This is a genomic window from Paenibacillus polysaccharolyticus (assembly GCF_900102085.1).
GTDB classification, from domain to species: domain Bacteria; phylum Bacillota; class Bacilli; order Paenibacillales; family Paenibacillaceae; genus Paenibacillus; species Paenibacillus polysaccharolyticus.
In genome coordinates this window covers 114092-134159 of sequence record NZ_FMVM01000012.1, presented here as the reverse complement: position 1 = coordinate 134159, position 20068 = coordinate 114092, and the positions used below count along the sequence as shown (strand labels likewise).

At 46.3% G+C, this 20068-nt stretch carries 24 protein-coding genes; 21 read left to right on the top strand and 3 right to left on the bottom strand.

Annotation, left to right across the window (positions count from 1 at the left end):
• Window positions 1-148: 148 nt before the first annotated feature.
• Window positions 149-1759: a family 10 glycosylhydrolase gene (locus BLQ13_RS17850; protein WP_090922554.1), complete on the top strand. Its 1611-nt coding sequence runs from the start codon at window positions 149-151 to the stop codon at window positions 1757-1759.
• A 130-nt stretch (window positions 1760-1889) separates the two neighbouring features.
• A complete protein-coding gene (locus BLQ13_RS17845; RefSeq protein WP_090922552.1) occupies window positions 1890-2891 on the top strand; it encodes a patatin-like phospholipase family protein in 1002 nt (333 codons plus the stop codon).
• A gap of 103 nt (window positions 2892-2994) precedes the next feature.
• On the opposite strand, the gene BLQ13_RS17840 is transcribed toward BLQ13_RS17845, so the two are convergent.
• On the bottom strand, window positions 2995-3333 hold the full coding sequence (locus BLQ13_RS17840; protein WP_090922550.1) for an MraY family glycosyltransferase: 339 nt from the start codon (window positions 3331-3333) through the stop codon (window positions 2995-2997).
• Window positions 3334-3338: 5 nt separating this feature from the next.
• Window positions 3339-4331, bottom strand: a complete 993-nt coding sequence (locus BLQ13_RS17835; RefSeq protein ID WP_090922548.1) for a DUF1385 domain-containing protein — start codon at window positions 4329-4331, stop codon at window positions 3339-3341.
• 211 nt (window positions 4332-4542) lie between these two features.
• Between BLQ13_RS17835 and BLQ13_RS17830 the strand changes: the two genes are divergently transcribed.
• The 5 genes from BLQ13_RS17830 to BLQ13_RS17810 all read left to right on the top strand — a co-directional run bounded on the left by BLQ13_RS17830 (window position 4543) and on the right by BLQ13_RS17810 (window position 8835).
• On the top strand, window positions 4543-5157 hold the full coding sequence (locus tag BLQ13_RS17830) for a YqhR family membrane protein (protein ID WP_244159359.1): 615 nt from the start codon (window positions 4543-4545) through the stop codon (window positions 5155-5157).
• Window positions 5158-5234: 77 nt separating this feature from the next.
• Entirely contained in the window at window positions 5235-5678 is a 444-nt protein-coding gene (gene aroQ / locus BLQ13_RS17825; RefSeq protein WP_090922544.1) for a type II 3-dehydroquinate dehydratase, read from the top strand.
• Between the two features lie 39 nt (window positions 5679-5717).
• Window positions 5718-6791: a M24 family metallopeptidase gene (locus tag BLQ13_RS17820; protein ID WP_090922542.1), complete on the top strand. Its 1074-nt coding sequence runs from the start codon at window positions 5718-5720 to the stop codon at window positions 6789-6791.
• A 41-nt stretch (window positions 6792-6832) separates the two neighbouring features.
• The gene (efp, locus tag BLQ13_RS17815) at window positions 6833-7390 is read left to right on the top strand and encodes an elongation factor P (RefSeq protein WP_090922540.1); all 558 of its coding nucleotides are present in this window, start codon (window positions 6833-6835) and stop codon (window positions 7388-7390) included.
• A gap of 191 nt (window positions 7391-7581) precedes the next feature.
• On the top strand, window positions 7582-8835 hold the full coding sequence (locus tag BLQ13_RS17810) for an aspartate kinase (RefSeq protein ID WP_090922538.1): 1254 nt from the start codon (window positions 7582-7584) through the stop codon (window positions 8833-8835).
• A gap of 87 nt (window positions 8836-8922) precedes the next feature.
• On the opposite strand, the gene BLQ13_RS17805 is transcribed toward BLQ13_RS17810, so the two are convergent.
• Complete coding sequence (locus BLQ13_RS17805; protein ID WP_090922536.1) at window positions 8923-9672, bottom strand: 2-phosphosulfolactate phosphatase; 750 nt, start codon at window positions 9670-9672, stop codon at window positions 8923-8925.
• Window positions 9673-9926: 254 nt separating this feature from the next.
• Between BLQ13_RS17805 and spoIIIAA the strand changes: the two genes are divergently transcribed.
• The 14 genes from spoIIIAA to nusB all read left to right on the top strand — a co-directional run bounded on the left by spoIIIAA (window position 9927) and on the right by nusB (window position 19980).
• Complete coding sequence (gene spoIIIAA, locus BLQ13_RS17800) at window positions 9927-10931, top strand: stage III sporulation protein AA (protein ID WP_244159358.1); 1005 nt, start codon at window positions 9927-9929, stop codon at window positions 10929-10931.
• Window positions 10924-11442, top strand: coding sequence for a stage III sporulation protein SpoIIIAB (spoIIIAB, locus tag BLQ13_RS17795; RefSeq protein WP_090922534.1), 519 nt, complete (start codon window positions 10924-10926; stop codon window positions 11440-11442). The genes spoIIIAA and spoIIIAB overlap by 8 nt, the downstream gene beginning before the upstream one ends.
• A gap of 29 nt (window positions 11443-11471) precedes the next feature.
• Entirely contained in the window at window positions 11472-11675 is a 204-nt protein-coding gene (gene spoIIIAC, locus BLQ13_RS17790) for a stage III sporulation protein AC (protein WP_017687585.1), read from the top strand.
• A gap of 31 nt (window positions 11676-11706) precedes the next feature.
• On the top strand, window positions 11707-12096 hold the full coding sequence (gene spoIIIAD, locus BLQ13_RS17785) for a stage III sporulation protein AD (protein ID WP_090922532.1): 390 nt from the start codon (window positions 11707-11709) through the stop codon (window positions 12094-12096).
• 20 nt (window positions 12097-12116) lie between these two features.
• A complete protein-coding gene (gene spoIIIAE, locus BLQ13_RS17780; RefSeq protein ID WP_090922530.1) occupies window positions 12117-13307 on the top strand; it encodes a stage III sporulation protein AE in 1191 nt (396 codons plus the stop codon).
• Between the two features lie 31 nt (window positions 13308-13338).
• Window positions 13339-14190: a stage III sporulation protein AF gene (spoIIIAF, locus tag BLQ13_RS17775; RefSeq protein WP_090922528.1), complete on the top strand. Its 852-nt coding sequence runs from the start codon at window positions 13339-13341 to the stop codon at window positions 14188-14190.
• Window positions 14191-14205: 15 nt separating this feature from the next.
• A complete protein-coding gene (gene spoIIIAG, locus BLQ13_RS17770; RefSeq protein ID WP_090922526.1) occupies window positions 14206-14844 on the top strand; it encodes a stage III sporulation protein AG in 639 nt (212 codons plus the stop codon).
• 68 nt (window positions 14845-14912) lie between these two features.
• On the top strand, window positions 14913-15743 hold the full coding sequence (locus BLQ13_RS17765; protein WP_090922524.1) for a SpoIIIAH-like family protein: 831 nt from the start codon (window positions 14913-14915) through the stop codon (window positions 15741-15743).
• Between the two features lie 139 nt (window positions 15744-15882).
• Window positions 15883-16353: an acetyl-CoA carboxylase biotin carboxyl carrier protein gene (gene accB / locus BLQ13_RS17760; protein ID WP_090922713.1), complete on the top strand. Its 471-nt coding sequence runs from the start codon at window positions 15883-15885 to the stop codon at window positions 16351-16353.
• A 53-nt stretch (window positions 16354-16406) separates the two neighbouring features.
• A complete protein-coding gene (gene accC, locus BLQ13_RS17755) occupies window positions 16407-17750 on the top strand; it encodes an acetyl-CoA carboxylase biotin carboxylase subunit (protein ID WP_090922521.1) in 1344 nt (447 codons plus the stop codon).
• A gap of 217 nt (window positions 17751-17967) precedes the next feature.
• Complete coding sequence (locus BLQ13_RS17750; protein WP_090922519.1) at window positions 17968-18378, top strand: Asp23/Gls24 family envelope stress response protein; 411 nt, start codon at window positions 17968-17970, stop codon at window positions 18376-18378.
• Between the two features lie 146 nt (window positions 18379-18524).
• Window positions 18525-19064 carry an alkaline shock response membrane anchor protein AmaP gene (gene amaP, locus BLQ13_RS17745; RefSeq protein ID WP_090922517.1) on the top strand — a complete coding sequence of 180 codons (540 nt, stop codon included), beginning with the start codon at window positions 18525-18527 and terminating at the stop codon, window positions 19062-19064.
• 14 nt (window positions 19065-19078) lie between these two features.
• Window positions 19079-19312, top strand: a complete 234-nt coding sequence (locus BLQ13_RS17740; RefSeq protein ID WP_090922515.1) for a DUF2273 domain-containing protein — start codon at window positions 19079-19081, stop codon at window positions 19310-19312.
• A gap of 215 nt (window positions 19313-19527) precedes the next feature.
• Complete coding sequence (gene nusB, locus BLQ13_RS17735) at window positions 19528-19980, top strand: transcription antitermination factor NusB (protein WP_090922513.1); 453 nt, start codon at window positions 19528-19530, stop codon at window positions 19978-19980.
• Window positions 19981-20068: the final 88 nt, after the last annotated feature.

Below are 20068 nucleotides of genomic sequence, written 5' to 3'. Positions count from 1 at the left end.
TGCCAATGGAATGGCGAGGAGCATTTTTAATTTCAATATTTTAATTCCAACCAACATTTGGTCAATTGCGCAACTAAACCCGTCTGCCATGCGTCTATTAAACTAGTAGAATTTACCGCAAATTTAATGATGTTGGAGGATTGTATTGATGAAATTGCGTAAAGGATTGTTGCTACTGCTCATTTTTGTTCTTGGATTACAGTCAGTCGGTATGACCGCTCAGGCAGCAAGTTCAAAACAGATTACTATTTTTCTGGATGGTCAGCGTCTGGAATCAGATGTGTCACCCTATATCATGCCCAAGGTGAACGTAACAATGGTGCCGTTACGGGTCATCAGTGAAGGACTGGGGGCTTCTGTGTTATGGTCCCAGGCAACCCGGACGGTGACGATTCAGAAATCGGATTCAACGATTACGATGACCAGTGGACGTCAGCAAGCGACAGTGGACAATACCGTGGTTGATCTGGATGCTTCCGTGCAACTCAAACAAGGTCGCGTGATGGTTCCAATTCGTTTTGTAAGTGAAAATTTGGGAATTCAAGTGAACTGGAATCAGGCGGCTCAAACCATTGATCTGTACACCGGAGCAGAACCTACGCCAACGCCAGAACCAACGCCAGCTACACCAGCAGAACCGGGAGGAAGTGTAACCCCACCAGCAACGAATGAGATGCGCGGAGCCTGGATATCTACAGTTAATGGTGACTGGCCATCTTCTGGCGCGAAAGGCAATGTAGACAAACAGAAGCAGGAGTACACAAGTCAACTGGATCAGTTAAAAGACATGGGGATCAATGCTGTGTTTGTACAAGTTAGAGCAAATGCAGACGCCATTTATCCATCCAGTCTAGTGCCTTGGAATAGTGTTCTGACAGGAACCCAGGGGAAAGATCCAGGTTATGACCCACTGGCTTTTATGATTGAGGAAGCGCACAAACGCGGGCTTGAATTCCATGCCTGGTTCAATCCGTTTCGGGCAACGAACTCAGCAACAACAGCCAATCTGGCGACTAACCATGTATCCAAGCTACATCCGGACTGGATTGTAAATGCATCGGGTAAACTATATATTAATCCAGGTGTTCCGGAAGCACGTCAGCATATTATGGATACCATTATGGAAGTGGTGAACAACTATAACGTGGATGGAGTGCATTTGGACGATTACTTCTATCCTTCTAACGTGACCTTTAATGATGATGTTGCTTACAAAATGTATAACACGTCAGGTTCAACAGACCGTGCAGCATGGCGCCGTGACAACATTAATCAGTTTGTACAGCAACTTGGACAACGTATTCATCAAGCGAAAGCTAATGTAGAGTATGGGATCAGTCCATTTGGTGTATGGCGTAACAAAGCAAATGATCTGACTGGCTCAGATACCAAAGCGGGCGTAACTGCTTATGACAGCATGAATGCAGATGTTCGGACATGGATCAAACAAGGGTGGATCGACTACGTTGCACCACAGGTATACTGGAGCATGACGCTAAGTGCAGCAAGATACGATAAGGTCGTCGATTGGTGGGTTAATGAGGTAGCCAATACCAATGTAAAATTGTACATCGGCCATTCTCCTTATAAACTCGGAACGCCAGAGATTGGGTGGCACACATCACAAGAAATCATTGATCAATTGACATATAATCAGAAGTATCCATCTATTGGCGGAGACATTTATTTCAGTTCCCAGTATCTTACGAAAAACCCGCTCGGTTTGATTGAACGACTGAAAGCTTACTATGGATTGTAGGGTCTAGTCTAACGTTAATTTTTCTATGTTAATGATCACGGATTCTTCAACTCATAGTTATATGACCAACCCCTGTTCTCATACAGTGGCAGTAGAAGTATGGCTGCCTGGAGAACGGGGGTTTTTCGTTGTGTTAATTAATGGCGTTTTTGAAGGTGGAGGCGTAAAAGGGGTTTCCCTTGCAGGAGCTGTACAGGGAGCACAGGACTGCGGAGTGCAATTCAACCGAGTTGCTGGCACATCATCCGGTTCGATTGTTGCTGCCCTACTGGCTGCGGGTTACCGGGCCGAGGAGATGAAAGAAATCATTGAGAGTACGCCGTTTGCTTCGCTTCTGCAACGGTCGCCTATATTTAATACACGCTGGATTGGTCCAGCAACAAGATTGTTTTTGAAAAAAGGGTTATATTCAGGTGAAGCACTGGAATCATGGATACGCAAAATGCTGGCACAAAAAGGAATCCGAACCTTCGCTGATTTGCCACCTGGAAAGTTGCTCATTACCGCATCGGATATTTCTAACGGAAACATTCTCGTCTTGCCCGACGATATTCGGCGCTTTGGGATTGAACCTTCGAAGCTTGAGGTTGCTAAAGCTGTACGTATGAGTTGTAGCATTCCATATTTTTTCGATCCTGTCATTATTCGGAAATCACCGATGATGTCCAAGGGGCTACCTTTCCAAGATCAGTTTGTGTATGTCGTGGACGGAGGGCTACTGAGTAACTTCCCACTGTGGTTGTTCGATGGAGAACGCTCTGAATCAGGGGGAGAGATCATTCCAGTAGTCGGTTTTAAAATGGTAGGTAAGACAGAAGTAGAACCTGCAAGAATTAAAGGGCCTTTGACCATGTTGCAAGCGCTTGTCGAGACCATGTTAACAGCTCACGATGAGCGTTACATTGAGCAGATTAACCGATTCCGTACGGTCAAAATTCCTACGCTGGGTATTAAACCGACACAATTTAATCTCTCCGTTCAAGACAGTACGAACTTATATCGTTCAGGCGTGGCCTCTGGTCTGGAGTTTTTCACCACATGGAATACGAAGATGTACAACGAGCAATTAGAAAAGCAGCGAAAAGAAATGCGGAAGAAACAGGCGGATTCGCCACCGCTGGTTCCCATATAGAAACGTGAAAAAAGCAATTCTCCGGATGATGGAGAATTGCTTTTTGGGTTTTATTTTACATTTTACTGTGAGAAGAAAACAGAGATATCACCGGAAGGACAAATCAGTGATACTTGGGAACGTCCTCTTCGTTGTTTTTGCCTTTCTGGCCCTGAATGACCTGAAAAGGATAGTCCTTGCGTTTCTTGGACGAACTGCTCTTTCTTGCATTGACATTATTTTGTGCGTTCACTTTAGCCATCGTTTTTGCCGAAGGTTTGATCTTTGGTGTTTTGGCTTTTCGTGACCAACGGGCAGGCGGGAATTTGTACAGCAGGAACACAACTCCGAACACGATCAGAGGGATGAGAATACTGGACAACGAAGCTCTAGTCATAAAACTGATAACCCCAAGAGCAGCCAGTACAATGAATGCCCAAAATACAATAGCCTGCTTATTCATTTCATTCACCCTTTCACAGGATCAAGTGTTGCTACAGGAACTTCCGTTGCGGTCGAAACGTTGGCAAGTTTCGCATCCAGTTCAAGCATGCGATTGAAAGACGCAATGGATACTTCCACTTGAGCGTTCGTAGGTTCTTTGGTCGTAAGCAATTGCAACCACAGGCCAGGGTATCCCAGATAACGTAAGACAGGAATATCACGAAGCGAATTCGTAATCTTGAGTAGTTCGAACGAAATACCTAGTACGACTGGCAACAAGAGCAAACGCTGTCCCATCCGTTCCCATAAATTATCGTATGTGAATACGGAGTATAAGAAAATACCGATGATGACAGTCAACATGATAAAGCTACTACCACAGCGGTAATGTAGCCTGCTGTACTTCTGAACATTTTCTGGTGTAAGTTCTTCGCCAGCTTCGTATGCGCTTATGACTTTGTGCTCTGCACCGTGGTATTGAAACAGGCGTTTAATCATTGGTGTCTGTGAGATTAGCCACAGATAAGCGAGTAACAGGATCAGTTTGATGACACCTTCCAATACATTATGCAGAAATTGATTGTCGAATACATTTTTAAATAAGAAGTCCTCGATCACGACAGGAAGCAGCGTCAGTACAATTTTGCCGAAAAGGAAGGAAAGTATGGCTACCGCAGTCACACCGATTATCATGCTAAGGCTCCAGCCAGTTCCTTGTTTCTCTTGTTGTTTGGCTTTTTCTTCAGGTTCGAGCTCATCATCAGCATAAGCGTCAGCAGAGTAATTAAGATGTTTGCTACCTTTGACACTTGAATCTATAATGCTGACAATTCCGCGTAATAAAGGAATCCGCCGCAATTTCATGACCCAGGTCTTGTCTTGCTTGGGAACTTCCAGATACGTAATTTCGCCGTCTTTTCTACGAACGGCCGTAACATTGACGTGTTTACCGCCAAACATTACGCCCTCGATGACAGCTTGCCCCCCGTAGCTGACAGGCTTGGATTGTTGAGGCAAATTATTCACCTTCCTATTCTGTTCTAAGCCTTTACAATCAAAGGCAGTTTAATATCCTTATTGTATCGAATTTTGAGAGCAATTTCTAGTTTACGAGAGAAAAGGCAAGTGCTGCTGTTAAGATTGTCCTGATTTGAACATACTACGCCCTAGAACTGTGAGAAAATATCTAGCATGCTTGCGAGATCATCTTGCGAAGAAGGGGACGTTTATGATGACAGATCATACTCATGAGGACGTATTAACGAATCATAATCACGAAGGTAAAACGGATCAGCGCACAAATCGGCAACGACCGCGAGAACGTGACGAAAACGTGACGAAACGGCGCTCCGTGCCAAGGCAGGGAGATGCGCACTATTTCACAAATCCGTTTTCCTTTGCGCTGGAACTGGGGTTCTTTGCCGGGCTAATCTGGGGAGGAATCCACTGGCTATTTCATTTTCTGCATTTTACCATTGTACCCGTGGGTTTTCTGGCGGAGCCTTTTTTCAAGCATAAATATATTTATACACCGGCAGGTCACTTGACAGGTTGGTTGTGTTTTATCGTGTTTTCCATCTTTGCGTCACTGTTATATACCTTTACCATCCGCAAATTAAAAGGGCCGTTTCCCGGTATGGTGTATGGGATCGTCTGGTGGGTGATCCTCTTTATCCTGCTTGGGCCTAAACTCGGAATGATGAAACCGTTAAATCAATTGACATGGGATTCAATTTTCACGGAAATTTGTTTCTTCCTTCTTTGGGGGCTGTTCATAGGTTACACTGTAGCGATGGAGTACACCGACGAAAGGAAACGGGAGCCAGAGCACGCAGGAGCCTAGACGCAAAAAAGCTTCTCAATCCGGTAACGGCTGTGTTAAAATAGCAGATGGTTATTTGCAGAGAGGGTGGAGCAGCGATGAAACGAATTATTGTGATCAATGGCCCGAACCTGAACATGCTTGGTGTTCGTGAACCAGGTATCTATGGAACGCTTAGTCTGAAGGATATTGAAGACAAAATTCGCAGACAGGCTGAAGAATTGGGCGTCTCCATCGCTTTTTATCAATCCAACCATGAAGGAGACATTATTGACCGCATTCATGCCGCAATGGGTGAGGCAGACGGGATCATGCTGAATGCCGGGGCTTTTACTCATTACAGTTATGCGATACGGGATGCAATCAATGCCGTGAAAGTTCCTACCGTGGAGGTTCATCTATCCAACATTCATGCACGCGAAGCGTTCAGACATCATTCAGTGCTAGCAGCAGAAACGATCGGGCAGATTGCCGGATTTGGCGAAGTAAGCTATGAACTGGGATTGCTGGCTCTCGTGCGTCATCTGGACAAACAAACCTGAGCCGGGAACCCGGGAATGTGAGAGAAAGAAGGGTTACCGATGGAAAACAAACGAGTACACAAGTTACGTGAGGCCATGGCCGAGCGTGAACTCAAAGCAATGCTGATTACGAATCCGATTAACCGCCGTTATATGACGGGATTTACGGGTTCGGCAGGATATGTGCTTATTACTGAACAGGAAGCTTATTTGCTTACTGATTTCCGTTATATGGCACAGGCATCCACGCAAGCCCAAGGTTTCAACGTGGTAGAGCACGGTGTAAAACCGATGGATTCTGTACGTGATTTGCTGGTTGCAGCGAACATCAACGAAGTTGGCTTCGAACAGGATTCGGTTACATTTGGTACGCACGCTTCTTATGCGGAATCGTTGCAATCGGTTAAACTTACAGCAGTATCCGGTATTGTTGAGCAGCTTCGGATGTTCAAGGATGCTGACGAAATTGCAGTGATGCAGCGTGCTGCAGATTTGGCAGATGCCACATTCAGCCACGTTTTGCAATTTGCGAAACCGGGTATGACTGAACGTGAAGTGGATCTTGAAATGGAGTTCTTCATGCGCAAGCATGGGGCGACCAGCTCCTCCTTTGACACCATCGTCGCTTCAGGCGAACGTTCTGCTATGCCTCACGGTGTTGCAAGTAGCAAAGTAATTGGACAGGACGAACTGATTACGTTTGACTTTGGTGCGTTGCTGGACGGATACTGTTCAGATCTGACACGTACGATTGCAACAGGTAATCCTGTACCTGAACTGCGCAAGATTTACGACATCGTACTGGAAGCACAATTACATACGCTGGAGAACCTGAAACCAGGTATGACCGGACGGGAAGCGGATGCACTTGCTCGGGATATCATTGCAGGCTATGGATATGGAGAACAGTTTGGACACAGCACGGGCCATGGTCTGGGTATGGAGGTTCATGAAGCTCCGCGTCTGTCCAAGCTTAGCGATGATGTGTTGAAACCGGGAATGGTGGTTACAGTTGAGCCGGGAATTTATATTGATGGACTTGGCGGCGTACGAATTGAGGATGACGTTGTGATTACCGAGTCAGGTATTCATATTCTTACGAAATCGGACAAAAAGTTCACCGTTATTGGCTAACATACCCAAACACTTTTTACTTATATCAGGAGGGATCTTTTGTGATTTCAGTTAACGATTTTAAAACAGGTTTGACCGTGCAAGTAGACAACGATATCTATACCGTGCTTGATTTCCAACACGTAAAACCAGGTAAAGGCGCAGCTTTTGTACGTTCCAAGTTAAAAAACCTTCGTAATGGTAATACGGTTGAAAAAACATTTCGTGCAGGTGAAACGATTGGCCGTGCAATTATCGAAAACCGTGGAGTATCTTACCTGTATGCAAGTGGTTCTGAGCATACGTTTATGGACAATGAAACATACGATCAATTCACACTGACTAGTGATCAACTGGAGTGGGAACTGAACTTCCTTAAAGAAAACATGAACGTGAAGATCGTTAGTTACCAAGGTGAAATCCTGGGTATCGACTTGCCTACAAGCGTTGAGCTGAAAGTTATTGAAACAGAGCCAAGCGTTAAAGGTAACACAGCACAAGGCGCTACGAAGAACGCAAAAGTGGAAACAGGTCTGAATGTACAAGTTCCTTTGTTCATCAATGAAGGCGACGTGCTTCTGATTGATACACGTGAAGGTAAATACTCTTCCCGTGCGTAACTTTCACTTGCTGTAAGCTTTAATGCAAGAATGGAAACCCTTTGCCATGAATATGGCAGAGGGTTTTTTTGAAAAAAGATTAGCCTATCAGACGCTTTCGTAATATACTGGGTTAAAGTCATTTCTCGTAGAGAATAATGACGAAAGATATCAATTGATGCATACTGCACAAGGTAGGGAGTGGATTTGCGTTGTCATTGTACGTCATGAAATTTGGGGGCAGCTCGGTCGGAGATACAGAACGCATGAAGCGTGTAGCCGGACGTGTTGTAGAAAAAGCGGATGAAGGACATCAATGTGTCGTCGTGGTTTCGGCCATGGGAGATACTACAGATGATTTGATTGATCAGGCGAAGCTGCTAAACAGTGATTTGCCTGCTCGTGAAATGGATATGTTGTTGACAACAGGGGAACAAATTTCGATCTCCTTATTGTCCATGGCCATTCAGGCACTTGGACGCAAGGCCGTATCCTTTACAGGATGGCAAGCCGGTTTCCGAACAGAACCGGTTCACGGTAAAGCCCGGATTCAGGATATCCGTCCTGAACGTGTCAAATCTGCGCTTGCTGAAGGCAATATCGTTATTGTCGCTGGTTTCCAAGGCATGACGGAAGACGGCGAGATCACTACACTGGGCCGCGGCGGTTCGGATACAACAGCTGTTGCGCTCGCAGCAGCAATTCAAGCGGACGCTTGCGAGATCTATACGGATGTGGACGGAATTTATTCCACAGATCCGAGGATCGTCAAGGTAGCGCGCAAACTGAAAGAAATATCCTACGACGAAATGCTGGAGCTTGCGAATCTGGGAGCGGCGGTATTGCATCCACGTGCTGTAGAGTACGCGAAGCATTCCGGTGTACCTTTGATTGTAAGATCAAGCTTTAACCATAATGAAGGAACGGTTGTGAAGGAGGAAGCGGCAATGGAACAAGGAGTAGTGGTAAGTGGAATCGCGTATGACAAAAACGTAGCTCGCATCAGTATTTTGGGTGTTCCGGATGTCCCGGGCGTCCTTGCCGAAGTATTTGGCGAACTGGCTAGTGAGCAACTGGACGTCGATATTATCGTGCAGAGCGGGGTTCAGGACGGCAAAGCGGACTTCTCCTTCTCGGTTGCACTGTCTGATCGCGAGAAAGCACTTCGTGTCATTGAAGGTCTGCACAGCCGGTTGCCTTACCGTGAAGTTACCTCCGAAGAGAACCTGGTTAAAATCTCGATTGTTGGTGCAGGTATGGTGAGCCATCCAGGTGTAGCTGCTAAAATGTTCAAAGTGATCTCAGGTGAAGGCGTAAGCATCAAAATGGTCAGCACTTCCGAGATCAAGGTCTCCTGCGTTATCGATGGAGAGAAGCTTCATGACGTGATTAAAGCTCTGCACACGGCTTACGATCTGGATACGGCTGAGCAAGCCGTAATCGGTGGACCGCAAGTTCGCAGATAAGATTGCAAATGATGCGTAAAATAAACGTATAATTAGGAAGAGGTGTACCGTTGCCACTAGGCAGCGGTACACCTCTTTTAGCTGTGACTATAGTCGTCTGCACATGTTGCCTCCTCTTACTTTACGGTAAGGTTTTAGCTCGTTCCCTTCCCTCATCTCTGGTACACAATCCAGCAGATTCAATTGTGAACAATAGGTAACATCATGCATTTTCCCTAGTTTATCCAGTCTGCGTGCACTGGATGATGTGCGAACCAGATCTGTAATCTGGTCATGACACTGAGACACAGCCTGATGCAGAATAATACCAAGATCGTTCAGTTGCAGTGGCGAATGGGTCTGACGATACAACTCTTCAATAATACATCCGGCACATAGGCCGTCCTCCAGAGCAAACTCATCCTGCTCTCCGGCACATAATAACAAAATATCCCGTTGTAATTCCAGTAGAGCGGAAGCAACCGCTCTAACATTTAAGAATGCTCCCGCAAGTATATGTCTGGCTCTGGATGCTTTAATCAGAGCTCTTGTACCATCTGTTGTGGTGAGGATAATGACTTTTTCCGCAATGTCACCACTCATATATTCATAGGGAGAATTACCCGCATCGAATCCGGTTATTTGTTTGTCAAAACGTTCCCCGCCCCGAATACTGTTTCCTACCAACATCTGTTTAGCTTGCGGAACAGTCTCCGTAGCTATAACCCCCGCAGCATGATGAGCAAGCGCGGTCACAATTGTGCTTGTTGTTCGCAAAACGTCAATGACGACCACACTTCGCCCTTCAATATCTATCGTTCGTACTTCATTTACATTACCTACAACGTCGACACGCACACCCCACAACTCCTTTTAGTTCCTCGGGATCGAGCATGGATTTCTCAGAGGAACAGTCCATTCTGTCTGCAAGCAATATATGCATGAATGTCTAGACAGGTGCCTAGAACAAAAGATGTCTATGAGTTTTGGCTCGCATTCATCGTCCTTGAAGAATTGATAGATTTCAGCGTCATAAAATGAATGTACAGGCATAAACTTGAGATATGAACAAGCATCAGAGATGAAATTAATCAAGTTGGAGGAGCCTACTCATGAAAGTGAAATGGAGGGATCTTTTTCCTGAACCCATCCGAACCATTCTGGGCAGAATGCCGCCCGCCTTATTGGAACAAGTAGAGGAAATCCGTATTCGAGAAGGCAGGCCGCTGGAAATTAATGCAGGAAACAATTATCACTTCCTCACCCCAGAAGGTGTACCAACGGGAAAACCAGAGGAAGCATATGTTCCTCTGAAAGAAGTAACGCACAGACTGCTTGATCTCATAAGCAACCATTCGCTCTATACCTTGGAAGAAGAATTACGAAAAGGATTCATCACCATCCCGGGAGGGCATCGAATCGGACTTGCTGGCCGGACGGTGCTCAGTGGAGGGCGTGTAGAATATTTACGGGATATCAACGGATTTAACGTCCGTGTTGCCCGGGAAGTGCAGGGCGTGGCTGACCCGATTCTTCCATACCTGCTAGATATGAGGAACGGACAGGTGATGCATACCCTGATACTATCTCCACCGCAGCAAGGCAAAACAACGTTGCTGCGAGATTTGGCAAGGCAGATCAGTAACGGCACGAAACTGACAGCCGGTGGTGAACTGAGGCAGGGGATACGCCCCCGACTAAAAGTGGGCATTGTAGATGAACGTTCTGAGATAGCGGGAAGCTATAAAGGTGTGCCTAGCTTCGACGTAGGGCCGCGCACAGACGTAATGGATGGATGCCCCAAGGCTGAAGGCATGATGATGATGCTTCGTTCCATGTCACCGGACGTTCTGATTGTGGACGAGATTGGTCGGCCAGAGGATGCGGAGGCAGTTATGGAGGCTCTGCATGCAGGAGTTTCTGTCATTGCCACGGCTCACGCACGGGATCTGACTGAACTATCTGCAAGGCCTGCCTTGAAAACACTGATTGCCGAGCAGATGTTTCAGCGTTATGTACAGCTGCAGCGGACGAGCAGAGGCATGAGCTTTCGACTGTCCGATGGCAAGATGAGAGGACTGCAACAGACCGGGGCAGGAGGTGAAGCCTTTGCTTAATATGCTTGGCGCGGTGCTGATCCTGTTCGCAAGTACTCTCGCTGGTTTTTACAAGGCGAGGCAATATGCATTGCGGCCAAGGCAGCTACGTGAGTTGATTGCAGCACTACAGCGGCTGATGACAGAGATTAATTACGGCTTAACGCCGCTGCCTGATGCGATGAACAAGATGGGGGCCCAGACCAAAGAGCCGGTGAGAACTCTTTTTTTACATGCCTCCACACAGATGGAACCTCCACATGGCCTTACAGCCAGGGAGAGTCTGCAAGCCGGTGTCGAGGAGGCATGGGGGAAATCAGCGATGAAATCAGACGAGCGGGAGGTCATGCTACAGTTGAGTTACAGCCTTGGCACCAGTGATCGTCAAGATCAGACCAAACATATTTCGTTAGCCATTCAGCAACTTATGCATGAGGAATCCCGCGCACAGGCCGATCAAGTGAAGTACGAACGAATGAGCCGCAGCCTGGGGATGCTTGTCGGAGCGTTAATCGTCATACTGATCTTCTGAAATAGCCGGGATAGCGAGGTGCCAAGGTCATGAATTTAGAAGTGAACGCAATCTTTCAAATTGCGGGCATTGGAATCATTATAGCGATGATTCATACCGTATTGAAACAAATGGGAAAGGAAGATATGGCTCACTGGGTGACCGTAATCGGATTTGTCGTTGTACTGTTCATGGTTGTTCGAATGCTGGACAGCCTGCTACAAGAGATTAAATCCATATTTCTTTTTCAATGAAATCGGTCATGAAGCCGGATGGTGGTGACCCGTGGAGATTATTCAAGTTGTTGGTCTGGCACTCATTGCAACCGTATTGATTTTAGTCATTAAGGAACAAAAGCCGATGTTTGCCTTTCTGATTGCGGCAGCCACTGGTGTAGTGATCTTTATGCTGTTGATTGGCAAAATTGGCACAGTCATCGAAGTGCTGAAGCGACTTGCTGAAAATTCCGGTATGGAGAGCATCTATCTGAAAACGGTATTGAAGATTATCGGCATTGCTTACATTGCCGAATTCGGTGCACAGATTGTCAGAGATGCAGGGCAAGAGAGCATCGCCTCCAAGATTGAACTCGCTGGCAAAGTGCTGATTCTTGTACTCGCGATTCCGATCATTAGCATCATTATCGAAACCGTGATGAAACTGATGCCAGTGTAGAAAGGGCGGGCGGATAACTGATGAAATTGATGCATAACAAGCCGCGCTGGCGCCTCATCATTGTGCTGATGATATGTTTCATGTTCGGTGTAATTGGACAGGTTGTAGCCACCACGCCTTCAAACGAGTGGATAAAGCAGCAGGCTGATGAGCTTCCGAAGGATCAGGTCGAGAAATATTGGGATCAACTGATGAAACAGTACGGTGGTTTTTTTCCAGAAGGCAAAACACCATCGTTCATGGACATGTTAATTCCCGGGAATGAAGGATTCAGTCTGAAATCGGTATTTTCGGCAATTGGCACGTTTATGTTACATGAAATTTTATATAACGGCAAACTTTTGGTCACGATCGTGATGTTGACAGTGCTGAGCATGATTTTGGAGACACTTCAGACTGCTTTTGAGAAGAACAATATTAGTAAAATTGCATATGCCATCTGTTATCTGGTCATCATTATCATCGCAATCAACAGCTTTAGCGTAGCGATTGGTTATGCAAAAGAGGCTATATCCAGCATGATCAACTTTATGATGGCGATGGTTCCACTTCTGTTCACACTGCTCGCTTCGATGGGTAATGTCGTTACCGTTTCGGTGACGCACCCGCTAATTATTTTCATGATTCATCTCGTAAGTACGCTGATCCATCTGCTGGTGTTCCCACTTCTCTTCTTCTCGGCTGTGCTGCATCTGGTGAGCTCGCTTTCGGATAAATACAAATTGACACAAATGGCTGACCTGTTGCGAAACATCAGTGTAGCCTTGCTGGGCATTCTGCTGACGATGTTTCTGGGGGTTATTTCGGTACAGGGAGCTTCGGGGTCGGTTGCGGATGGTGTCAGTTTGAAGGCAGCCAAATATATTGCAGGAAACTTTGTACCCGTTGTAGGGAGGACATTTGCAGATGCAACGGATACCGTGATCACGGCATCGTTGCTTGTCAAAAATGCAATCGGACTGACAGGTGTCATTATTATCTTGTTCCTCTGTGCGTTTCCGGCCATTAAAATTCTGGCGCTGGCCTTGATCTACAACGTGACCGGAGCGATCATGCAACCTTTGGGAGAGACGCCGATCGTAGATTGCTTGCAAGCGATTGGTAAAAGCATGATTTATGTGTTCGCGGCACTGGCCGCCGTTGGACTCATGTTTTTCCTGGCAATTACGATTCTGCTGACCGCAGGGAATCTGACAGTGATGATGCGTTAAATATCTGTCTGCAGGAAAGGGGCTGGATAGGATGGGGTGGCTGAGCAACTGGCTGCAGGATCTGATCATGATCGTTTTACTGGCAACGTTTGTAGATATGCTACTCCCGAATCGTTCCATGGAACGGTATGTCAAGCTTGTGCTGAGCCTTCTCATCCTACTGACCTTGTTATCCCCCATCACGAAACTGTTGAAAAGTGATCCGGTAGGGGAACTAAAACGCGCCATGACCGCAATGGATGCACCTCCTGACCGGCAAGCCACACTGGAGCAGATTCTGGCTCAAGGGAAGCGAATGCAGGCGAGTGAACAACAACAGTCCCTAAAGTGGACGGCGAAGGAACTCGCTAACGTTATGAAAGGTCAGATTGAAGAGACAACTGGCGCAAAGGTTCAGTCGGTTGAGGTGCAACTGGCGATGAAGAAATCAAATTCGGATACCCAAGCAACCACTTCTGTTGAACTGCCTGTCATTCAGCATGTGGAGGTGCAACTAGCAAGTGGAAAGGGTGATTCGAGACAGGATTCGGATGTGGCTGAACTTGTGAGCAGCAGCCCGATGACAGAAACCAAAGATTCGTTAGAACATGATGAAAATTACCCGAGTACTCAACCTGTGGAGATTGATCCAGTTGAAATTAAGAATATACAGATTGAGTCAAACGGCCAGCGATCCGAGCAACCAAAGAGAGATCAGGTAGCTTCTAATCAAGCATCCGAACCCTCCGTTACCTGGAATGATAGTGAAGATTCAAACGTTAAGCAAACTAGTGTTTCACGGTCTGAACACGCAGTACAAATTATCACATTGCTCAAGGAGAAGTGGGAAGTTGATGCGAGCCAGGTGCGAGTGACGGAGAGAGAAAATGCAGAAGTGCTCTGAAAAGGAGGCGGTCCGATGAAACACTGGTTCAAAAAGCTGGAAAGCTGGATGGGTGGCGGTGAAGGTGGTGCGAAGCGCAGTCAAACCTTACGGTGGTTAATCATTTTGGGACTGATCGGTGTGGGCATCATGCTCTTTAATTCCTTTGTCAACGTCAAAAAGATCGATTCTGAAAACATCGGTCGTGAACCACCAGAACAAGCTACTTCCATGTCGACGATGCAAAATGGTTTGTTGGAAGAAAACCCTTTTCAGGCGATTGAAGTGGCATTCGAAGACAAGATCAAAGGCGTGTTGGAAAATATCGTTGGTGTAGGCACTGTGGATGTGATGGTTACCGTGGATTCTACGGAAGAACTCGTGGTGCAGCGGAACGTCAAAGATTCACAGCAGCTTACCGAAGAGACGGATGCCAATGGCGGTAAACGGCATATGACGCAATATACCCGTGACGGTGAGATCATTACGTATGAATTATCAGGGGATCAGACACCCATTGTCACGAAAAAGCTGAAACCGCAAATCCGCGGAGTGCTGGTGGTGGCAAAAGGTGCAGAGAACAAGGTTGTGAAAGACCTCATTACAGATGCCGTTGAAAAAGGTTTGAACGTAGCGGCTTACCGGATCTCGGTTGTTCCGCGCAAACAGGATTAAAGCTTTGAATGATGATAAGAAGAGATGTGTTGTCAGAATCAACCCTATTTTTGAGGAGGAACTTCTAAATGAATAACAAACGTCAAACAATATGGCTCGTTTCCATGCTGAGTCTAATGGTTATCTTGTCCGCCTATTATCTCTTTACTGAAGATTCCGGGCCCGTTAATCCCCCTGTAGCAGACAGCCAGCAAGTAGATGCGATGAAACAAGGCGAGGCAAAGGAAACTGCTGGTATTCTTGATCCAACAGAAGGTCTGGTGATCAACGAGGTCGTGAACAGCGGAGAGATTAAGGGTGATTCCGGTGCGGCGACCCCGGCTGAGAACACTACTGGCGCAGAAGGTAAGGAAGCCGGAAGCACAGAAAAAACACCTGCTACTGAACCAGGCAGCAAAGAAGGAGAAACGGATCAAAAGTCAGAAAGTAGTGCGGAAAAAGGAGCGGTGACTACCCCAGCAACGGAAGGGAAAACAGAGGGGACTGCTGCTAAAACAGATGAAGAAGTGCTAAAAGAGATGGAACAGCAAAATACGGCTGTGTCGGCAAGCAGTCAGTTCCAGAATTACCAGTGGCAGCGTGAAGAGAGTAACAACCGTAAGTACGAGGAATTGATGACCATTGCAGGAGATCTTAGTAAAACACCGGAAGAAAATGCAAAAGCAACAGAACAGCTCCGGGTACTTGAAGATAAAGAAGCCAAAATTACAGGCATTGAAGAGACACTTTCCCAGCAATTCGCAAATGCAGTCGTTCAAGAAGAGGCTGACAAGTATAAAGTGGTGGTTCTGAGTGACAAACTTGACGTTAAACAGGCGGTTTCTATTGTTGATCTGGTTATGAAAGAATTGTCTGTATCACAGAACAAAATCAGCGTGCAATATGTCACAGAACAGTAATCGGAAATGTGATAAGGAAGCCCCGGGAGCCTGTTCGACTCTCGGGCTCTTTCCATTTTTAATGATTATGATATAATACTAAAAGCCATATGACCGTCCTCGTGAGACTGGCATGATGCCGAAGGAGTGAATAATGGAAATGTTTAAATTGAGCGAAATTAAAGAACTGATCAAATTGGTTGATGAAAGTTCTGTTCAGGAATTGGAAATTGAAAATGAAGGATCACGTTTGTCGATTCGCAAACCAGGTAAAACGGAGTTCGTACAGGCTGCTGCCGTACAACCGCAAGTGATTGCTGCTCCTCAGGTGCAACCTGCTGCTACCGCAGTGGTTAGCGAGGCTGCCCCGCAAGCCGATACAACAAGTCATTTACATAAAATTGTATCTCCGATGGTAGGTACATTTTACAGAGCTTCCTCACCGGAAGCTGGTTCTTTTGTGAGTGTGGGTGATAAAGTTGTTGAGAAAACAACGGTATGCATCATCGAAGCCATGAAACTGATGAACGAGCTTGATGCGGACATCAAGGGAGAAATCGTTGAAGTGCTGGTTGAAAATGGACAGCTTGTCGAATACGGACAGCCTCTGTTCCTGGTAAAACCGGAATAACGGTTTACAGGTTTATAGCAGCCGCATGAGCTTCGAAGGAGGACAAAGACGAAATGAAATTCCATAAAATATTGATTGCCAATCGTGGTGAGATTGCTGTGCGCATTATTCGTGCCTGCCGCGAGCTTGGCATTTCGACAGTGGCTGTTTACTCGGAAGCGGACAAAGATTCCTTGCATGTCCGTCTTGCAGACGAGGCCTACTGTATCGGACCAACACTGTCTAAAGACAGTTATCTTAACTTTACTAACCTGATGAGTGTAGCTACTTTGACGGAATGTGACGCCATCCACCCTGGATACGGCTTCTTGGCAGAGAATGCTGATTTTGCGGAAATCTGTGATTCCTGCAACATTACATTCATTGGTCCTTCACCGGAAGCTATTACCAAGATGGGTGACAAGGCTGTAGCGAAACAGACGATGAAGGATGCAGGCGTACCTGTTATTCCTGGATCAGACGGCCTTGTAGAAACTACCGAAGAAGCGATTATGATTGGACGTGATATCGGGTATCCTGTCATTATCAAAGCTACCGCTGGTGGTGGGGGTAAAGGGATTCGGATCGCTGAAAACGAAGAGCAATTGGTAAAACAAATCACGGCTGCACAGCAGGAAGCTCAGAAAGCATTCGGGAACGCCGGTGTGTATCTGGAGAAATTCCTGACAGGCATGAAGCACGTTGAAATTCAGATTATGGCTGACAAACACGGCAATGCCGTGCATCTTGGCGAGCGTGATTGTTCGGTTCAGCGCCGTCGTCAGAAGCTTGTTGAGGAAGCACCGTGTCCTGTGATCAACGAGGAAGTCCGTACGCTCATGGGAGAAGCTGCTGTGCGAGCTGCACTTGCGGTGAATTACTCCGGAGCCGGTACACTGGAATTCCTTCTAAGTCCAAACGGGGAGTTCTACTTTATGGAGATGAATACTCGTATTCAGGTTGAACATCCGGTTACCGAGATGGTAACGGGTGTCGATCTGATCCGTGAAATGATCTCTGTTGCCGAAGGTAATCCGTTATCTTTCCGTCAGGAAGATGTGGTTATTAACGGATGGTCCATTGAATGCCGAATTAACGCTGAAGATCCTGACCGTAACTTTATGCCTGCACCAGGCAAGATTGGTTTTTACCTTGCACCGGGTGGCCCTGGAGTTCGGGTAGACAGCGCAGCGTACCCTGGTTACACAATCTCACCATTCTATGACTCCATGATTGCAAAATTGATCGTTTGGGGCGCAACTCGTGATGAAGCGATCGCCAAAATGAAGCGTGCTTTGGCAGAATTCGCGATTGAAGGCATCTCAACAACGATTCCTTTCCATCAGAAACTTCTGGAGCATCCAACGTTTATTCGCGGAGATTTTGATATTAAATTTCTCGAGGAAAACGAGATTTAACAGTCATATTGGACTTGTTTGTCATAATCTAGCCCAAATGATATAGTATGTAATAATAAGAGCGCATGTCTCCTGCATCGGATAAGCCCGCCTTCTAGCGGATGGTTGCAGGAGCTCCGGTAAAGCCGGACCGGAAGGGTTCTGAGTGTTTTGAAAATGAACCGGCACCCTGACGGATGGCCGCAAACTTATCTCGCGAAAGGTGTGTTGAACATTTATGAGTACACTACCGACAGAATTTGAACGCACGGATATCGGTGAAATCCAGATCGCACCTGAAGTTATCGAAGTGATTGCTGGACTTGCAACTGTGGAAGTTAAAGGAGTAGCTGGGATGAGCGGTGGATTCGCAGGTGGATTCGCGGAATTGCTCGGCCGCAAAAACCTTTCAAAAGGAGTTAAGGTTGAAGTAGGTCAACGCGAAGCTGCAGTGGATGTTTCCGTTATTATTGAATATGGATACCGTTTGCCGCAGGTTGCTACTGAAATCCAACAAAACGTGAAGCGCTCCATTGAAAACATGACAGGATTGAACGTAAATGAAGTGAATGTTCACATTCATGACGTTCAGTTCAAGAGTGCTGAAAAGGTGGAAGAGATCGACCTGAACACGCAACGTGTAAAATAATAAGACAGATTTCCCCCGGCACTTCTGTCGGGGGTTATCCCGTCTTGGACGGGTCTTTCGTTATGCACTTGAGACGGACAAGGTGATCAACGTTAAGCTTTTCAGCAGTTAAGCAATGTGAGTGAGCAAGGGAGGCTGTGCAGTTCGTGGCTAAAATACTGGATCGGCTTCTGTTGTTTATATACAGCATAAGCGTAGGAGCAATATCGGCAGCGGTAATCTTACTGATTAGCGGTGTGCTGCCATACGAATTGAATTACCAGCAGGAACAAAATGTTATTGTTGCGTCCATTGTCGCGGCAGCGATTTTGTTTGTCCTGAGTTTACGTTTTTTCTACATCTCGATTCGCCGCGAGCGTGGCTCGTTACCTTCTGTGGATCAACGTACCGAGTTCGGGGATGTTCAGATTTCAATGGAGACAATTGAAAATCTCTGTTTGAAGGCTACTTCCCGTTTTCGTGGAGTACGTGACGTCAAAGCGCGCATCCGTGTGGTGGAGTCAGGACTGGAGATTAAGATTCGGGCTGTTGTGGATGGGGAGACACCTATTCCGGCGCTGACTACGGATCTGCAAAAGGCGATACATGATCATGTGCAAGAGATTACAGGAATTCCTGTTTCTTTTGTAACCGTATATATCGCTAATGTGACCCAGTCGCCTAACTACAAGAGTCGCGTGGAATGAGGTGAGTTTCACTGATGTTGTGGAAAGAGCTTTGGGATAGCTACAAGGGACGTATTCTAGGCGTTGCCTTTGGTATTTTATTGGGATTTCTTTATGTTTGGATCGGTTTTTGGGATATGTTGTTCTTTGCACTTTTGGTGTTCATCGGGTATACATTTGGCAGACGAAGCGATGAGAAGCTAGGCTCGTTCATCCCTTGGGGAGAGTTACGACAATGGCTTGGAGATCGCTGGCGTCCGTTCAAATAAGCCTATCAGAACCCTGCAATATGTTTCTTCCGAAAATAGAACTGTAGTTTGAGTTGCCCGATTTTTGGAGGAAACGTGTCGCAGGTTTTTTTGTGAAAAGAGATCGCAATATCAGAGAGGAGCCATGGGTATCCTGTATAGGGTAATGAAGTGGTTTCTTGAATTTTAAAATAAGCATGATGACGCTCGGGATTGAGCGCTGCAGGAGGCAGGACATGAAAAGACGTTTGGCAAGGGAAATTGCAGTACAGAGTCTGTATCAAATGGAAATGAATGAAGTAAGCGCGTCTGAAGCGGTAAATATGCTGATTAATGAAGCGGCTGAGGAAAATGAAACGGAAGTTGAAATCCGTGATGAAGAAAAAATGCGCAGCTACGTTACCGAAATGGTGCAAGGTGCGTGGTCTCATAAGGAAGCGATTGATGGTTTGCTTGTGGATTATTTGAAAGGCTGGCAACTAAGCCGATTGTCTCGTGTAGACCGCCAAATTTTGCGCTTGTCCACCTATGAGATGGTATTCCGTGATGATGTACCAGCAAAAGTTTCTGTCAACGAAGCGATTGAACTGTCGAAGTACTTTGGTACAGATGAATCAGGCAAATTCGTCAATGGTGTTCTTGGCCGCATGATTCAGGAAGTGGATAGCATCAAGCAAAAATTATCCTGAGGGAACATTCTGATGGAGTAGAGTATACAAGCCAGCTTTTCTGTAAGGATGTATCTAGATCGTTTTATCTAATATATGTTCATATAAG

Coding starts and splice junctions, on each gene's coding strand:
- BLQ13_RS17850 (WP_090922554.1), top strand. CDS start 149: ATGAAATTGCGTAAAGGATTGTTGCTACTGCTCATTTTTGTTCTTGGA.
- BLQ13_RS17840 (WP_090922550.1), bottom strand. CDS start 3,333: ATGAATAAGCAGGCTATTGTATTTTGGGCATTCATTGTACTGGCTGCT.
- BLQ13_RS17830 (WP_244159359.1), top strand. CDS start 4,543: ATGATGACAGATCATACTCATGAGGACGTATTAACGAATCATAATCAC.
- aroQ (WP_090922544.1), top strand. CDS start 5,235: ATGAAACGAATTATTGTGATCAATGGCCCGAACCTGAACATGCTTGGT.
- BLQ13_RS17820 (WP_090922542.1), top strand. CDS start 5,718: ATGGAAAACAAACGAGTACACAAGTTACGTGAGGCCATGGCCGAGCGT.
- spoIIIAA (WP_244159358.1), top strand. CDS start 9,927: ATGAAAGTGAAATGGAGGGATCTTTTTCCTGAACCCATCCGAACCATT.
- spoIIIAC (WP_017687585.1), top strand. CDS start 11,472: ATGAATTTAGAAGTGAACGCAATCTTTCAAATTGCGGGCATTGGAATC.
- spoIIIAE (WP_090922530.1), top strand. CDS start 12,117: ATGAAATTGATGCATAACAAGCCGCGCTGGCGCCTCATCATTGTGCTG.
- spoIIIAF (WP_090922528.1), top strand. CDS start 13,339: ATGGGGTGGCTGAGCAACTGGCTGCAGGATCTGATCATGATCGTTTTA.
- spoIIIAG (WP_090922526.1), top strand. CDS start 14,206: ATGAAACACTGGTTCAAAAAGCTGGAAAGCTGGATGGGTGGCGGTGAA.
- BLQ13_RS17765 (WP_090922524.1), top strand. CDS start 14,913: ATGAATAACAAACGTCAAACAATATGGCTCGTTTCCATGCTGAGTCTA.
- accB (WP_090922713.1), top strand. CDS start 15,883: ATGTTTAAATTGAGCGAAATTAAAGAACTGATCAAATTGGTTGATGAA.
- accC (WP_090922521.1), top strand. CDS start 16,407: ATGAAATTCCATAAAATATTGATTGCCAATCGTGGTGAGATTGCTGTG.
- BLQ13_RS17750 (WP_090922519.1), top strand. CDS start 17,968: ATGAGTACACTACCGACAGAATTTGAACGCACGGATATCGGTGAAATC.
- BLQ13_RS17740 (WP_090922515.1), top strand. CDS start 19,079: ATGTTGTGGAAAGAGCTTTGGGATAGCTACAAGGGACGTATTCTAGGC.
- nusB (WP_090922513.1), top strand. CDS start 19,528: ATGAAAAGACGTTTGGCAAGGGAAATTGCAGTACAGAGTCTGTATCAA.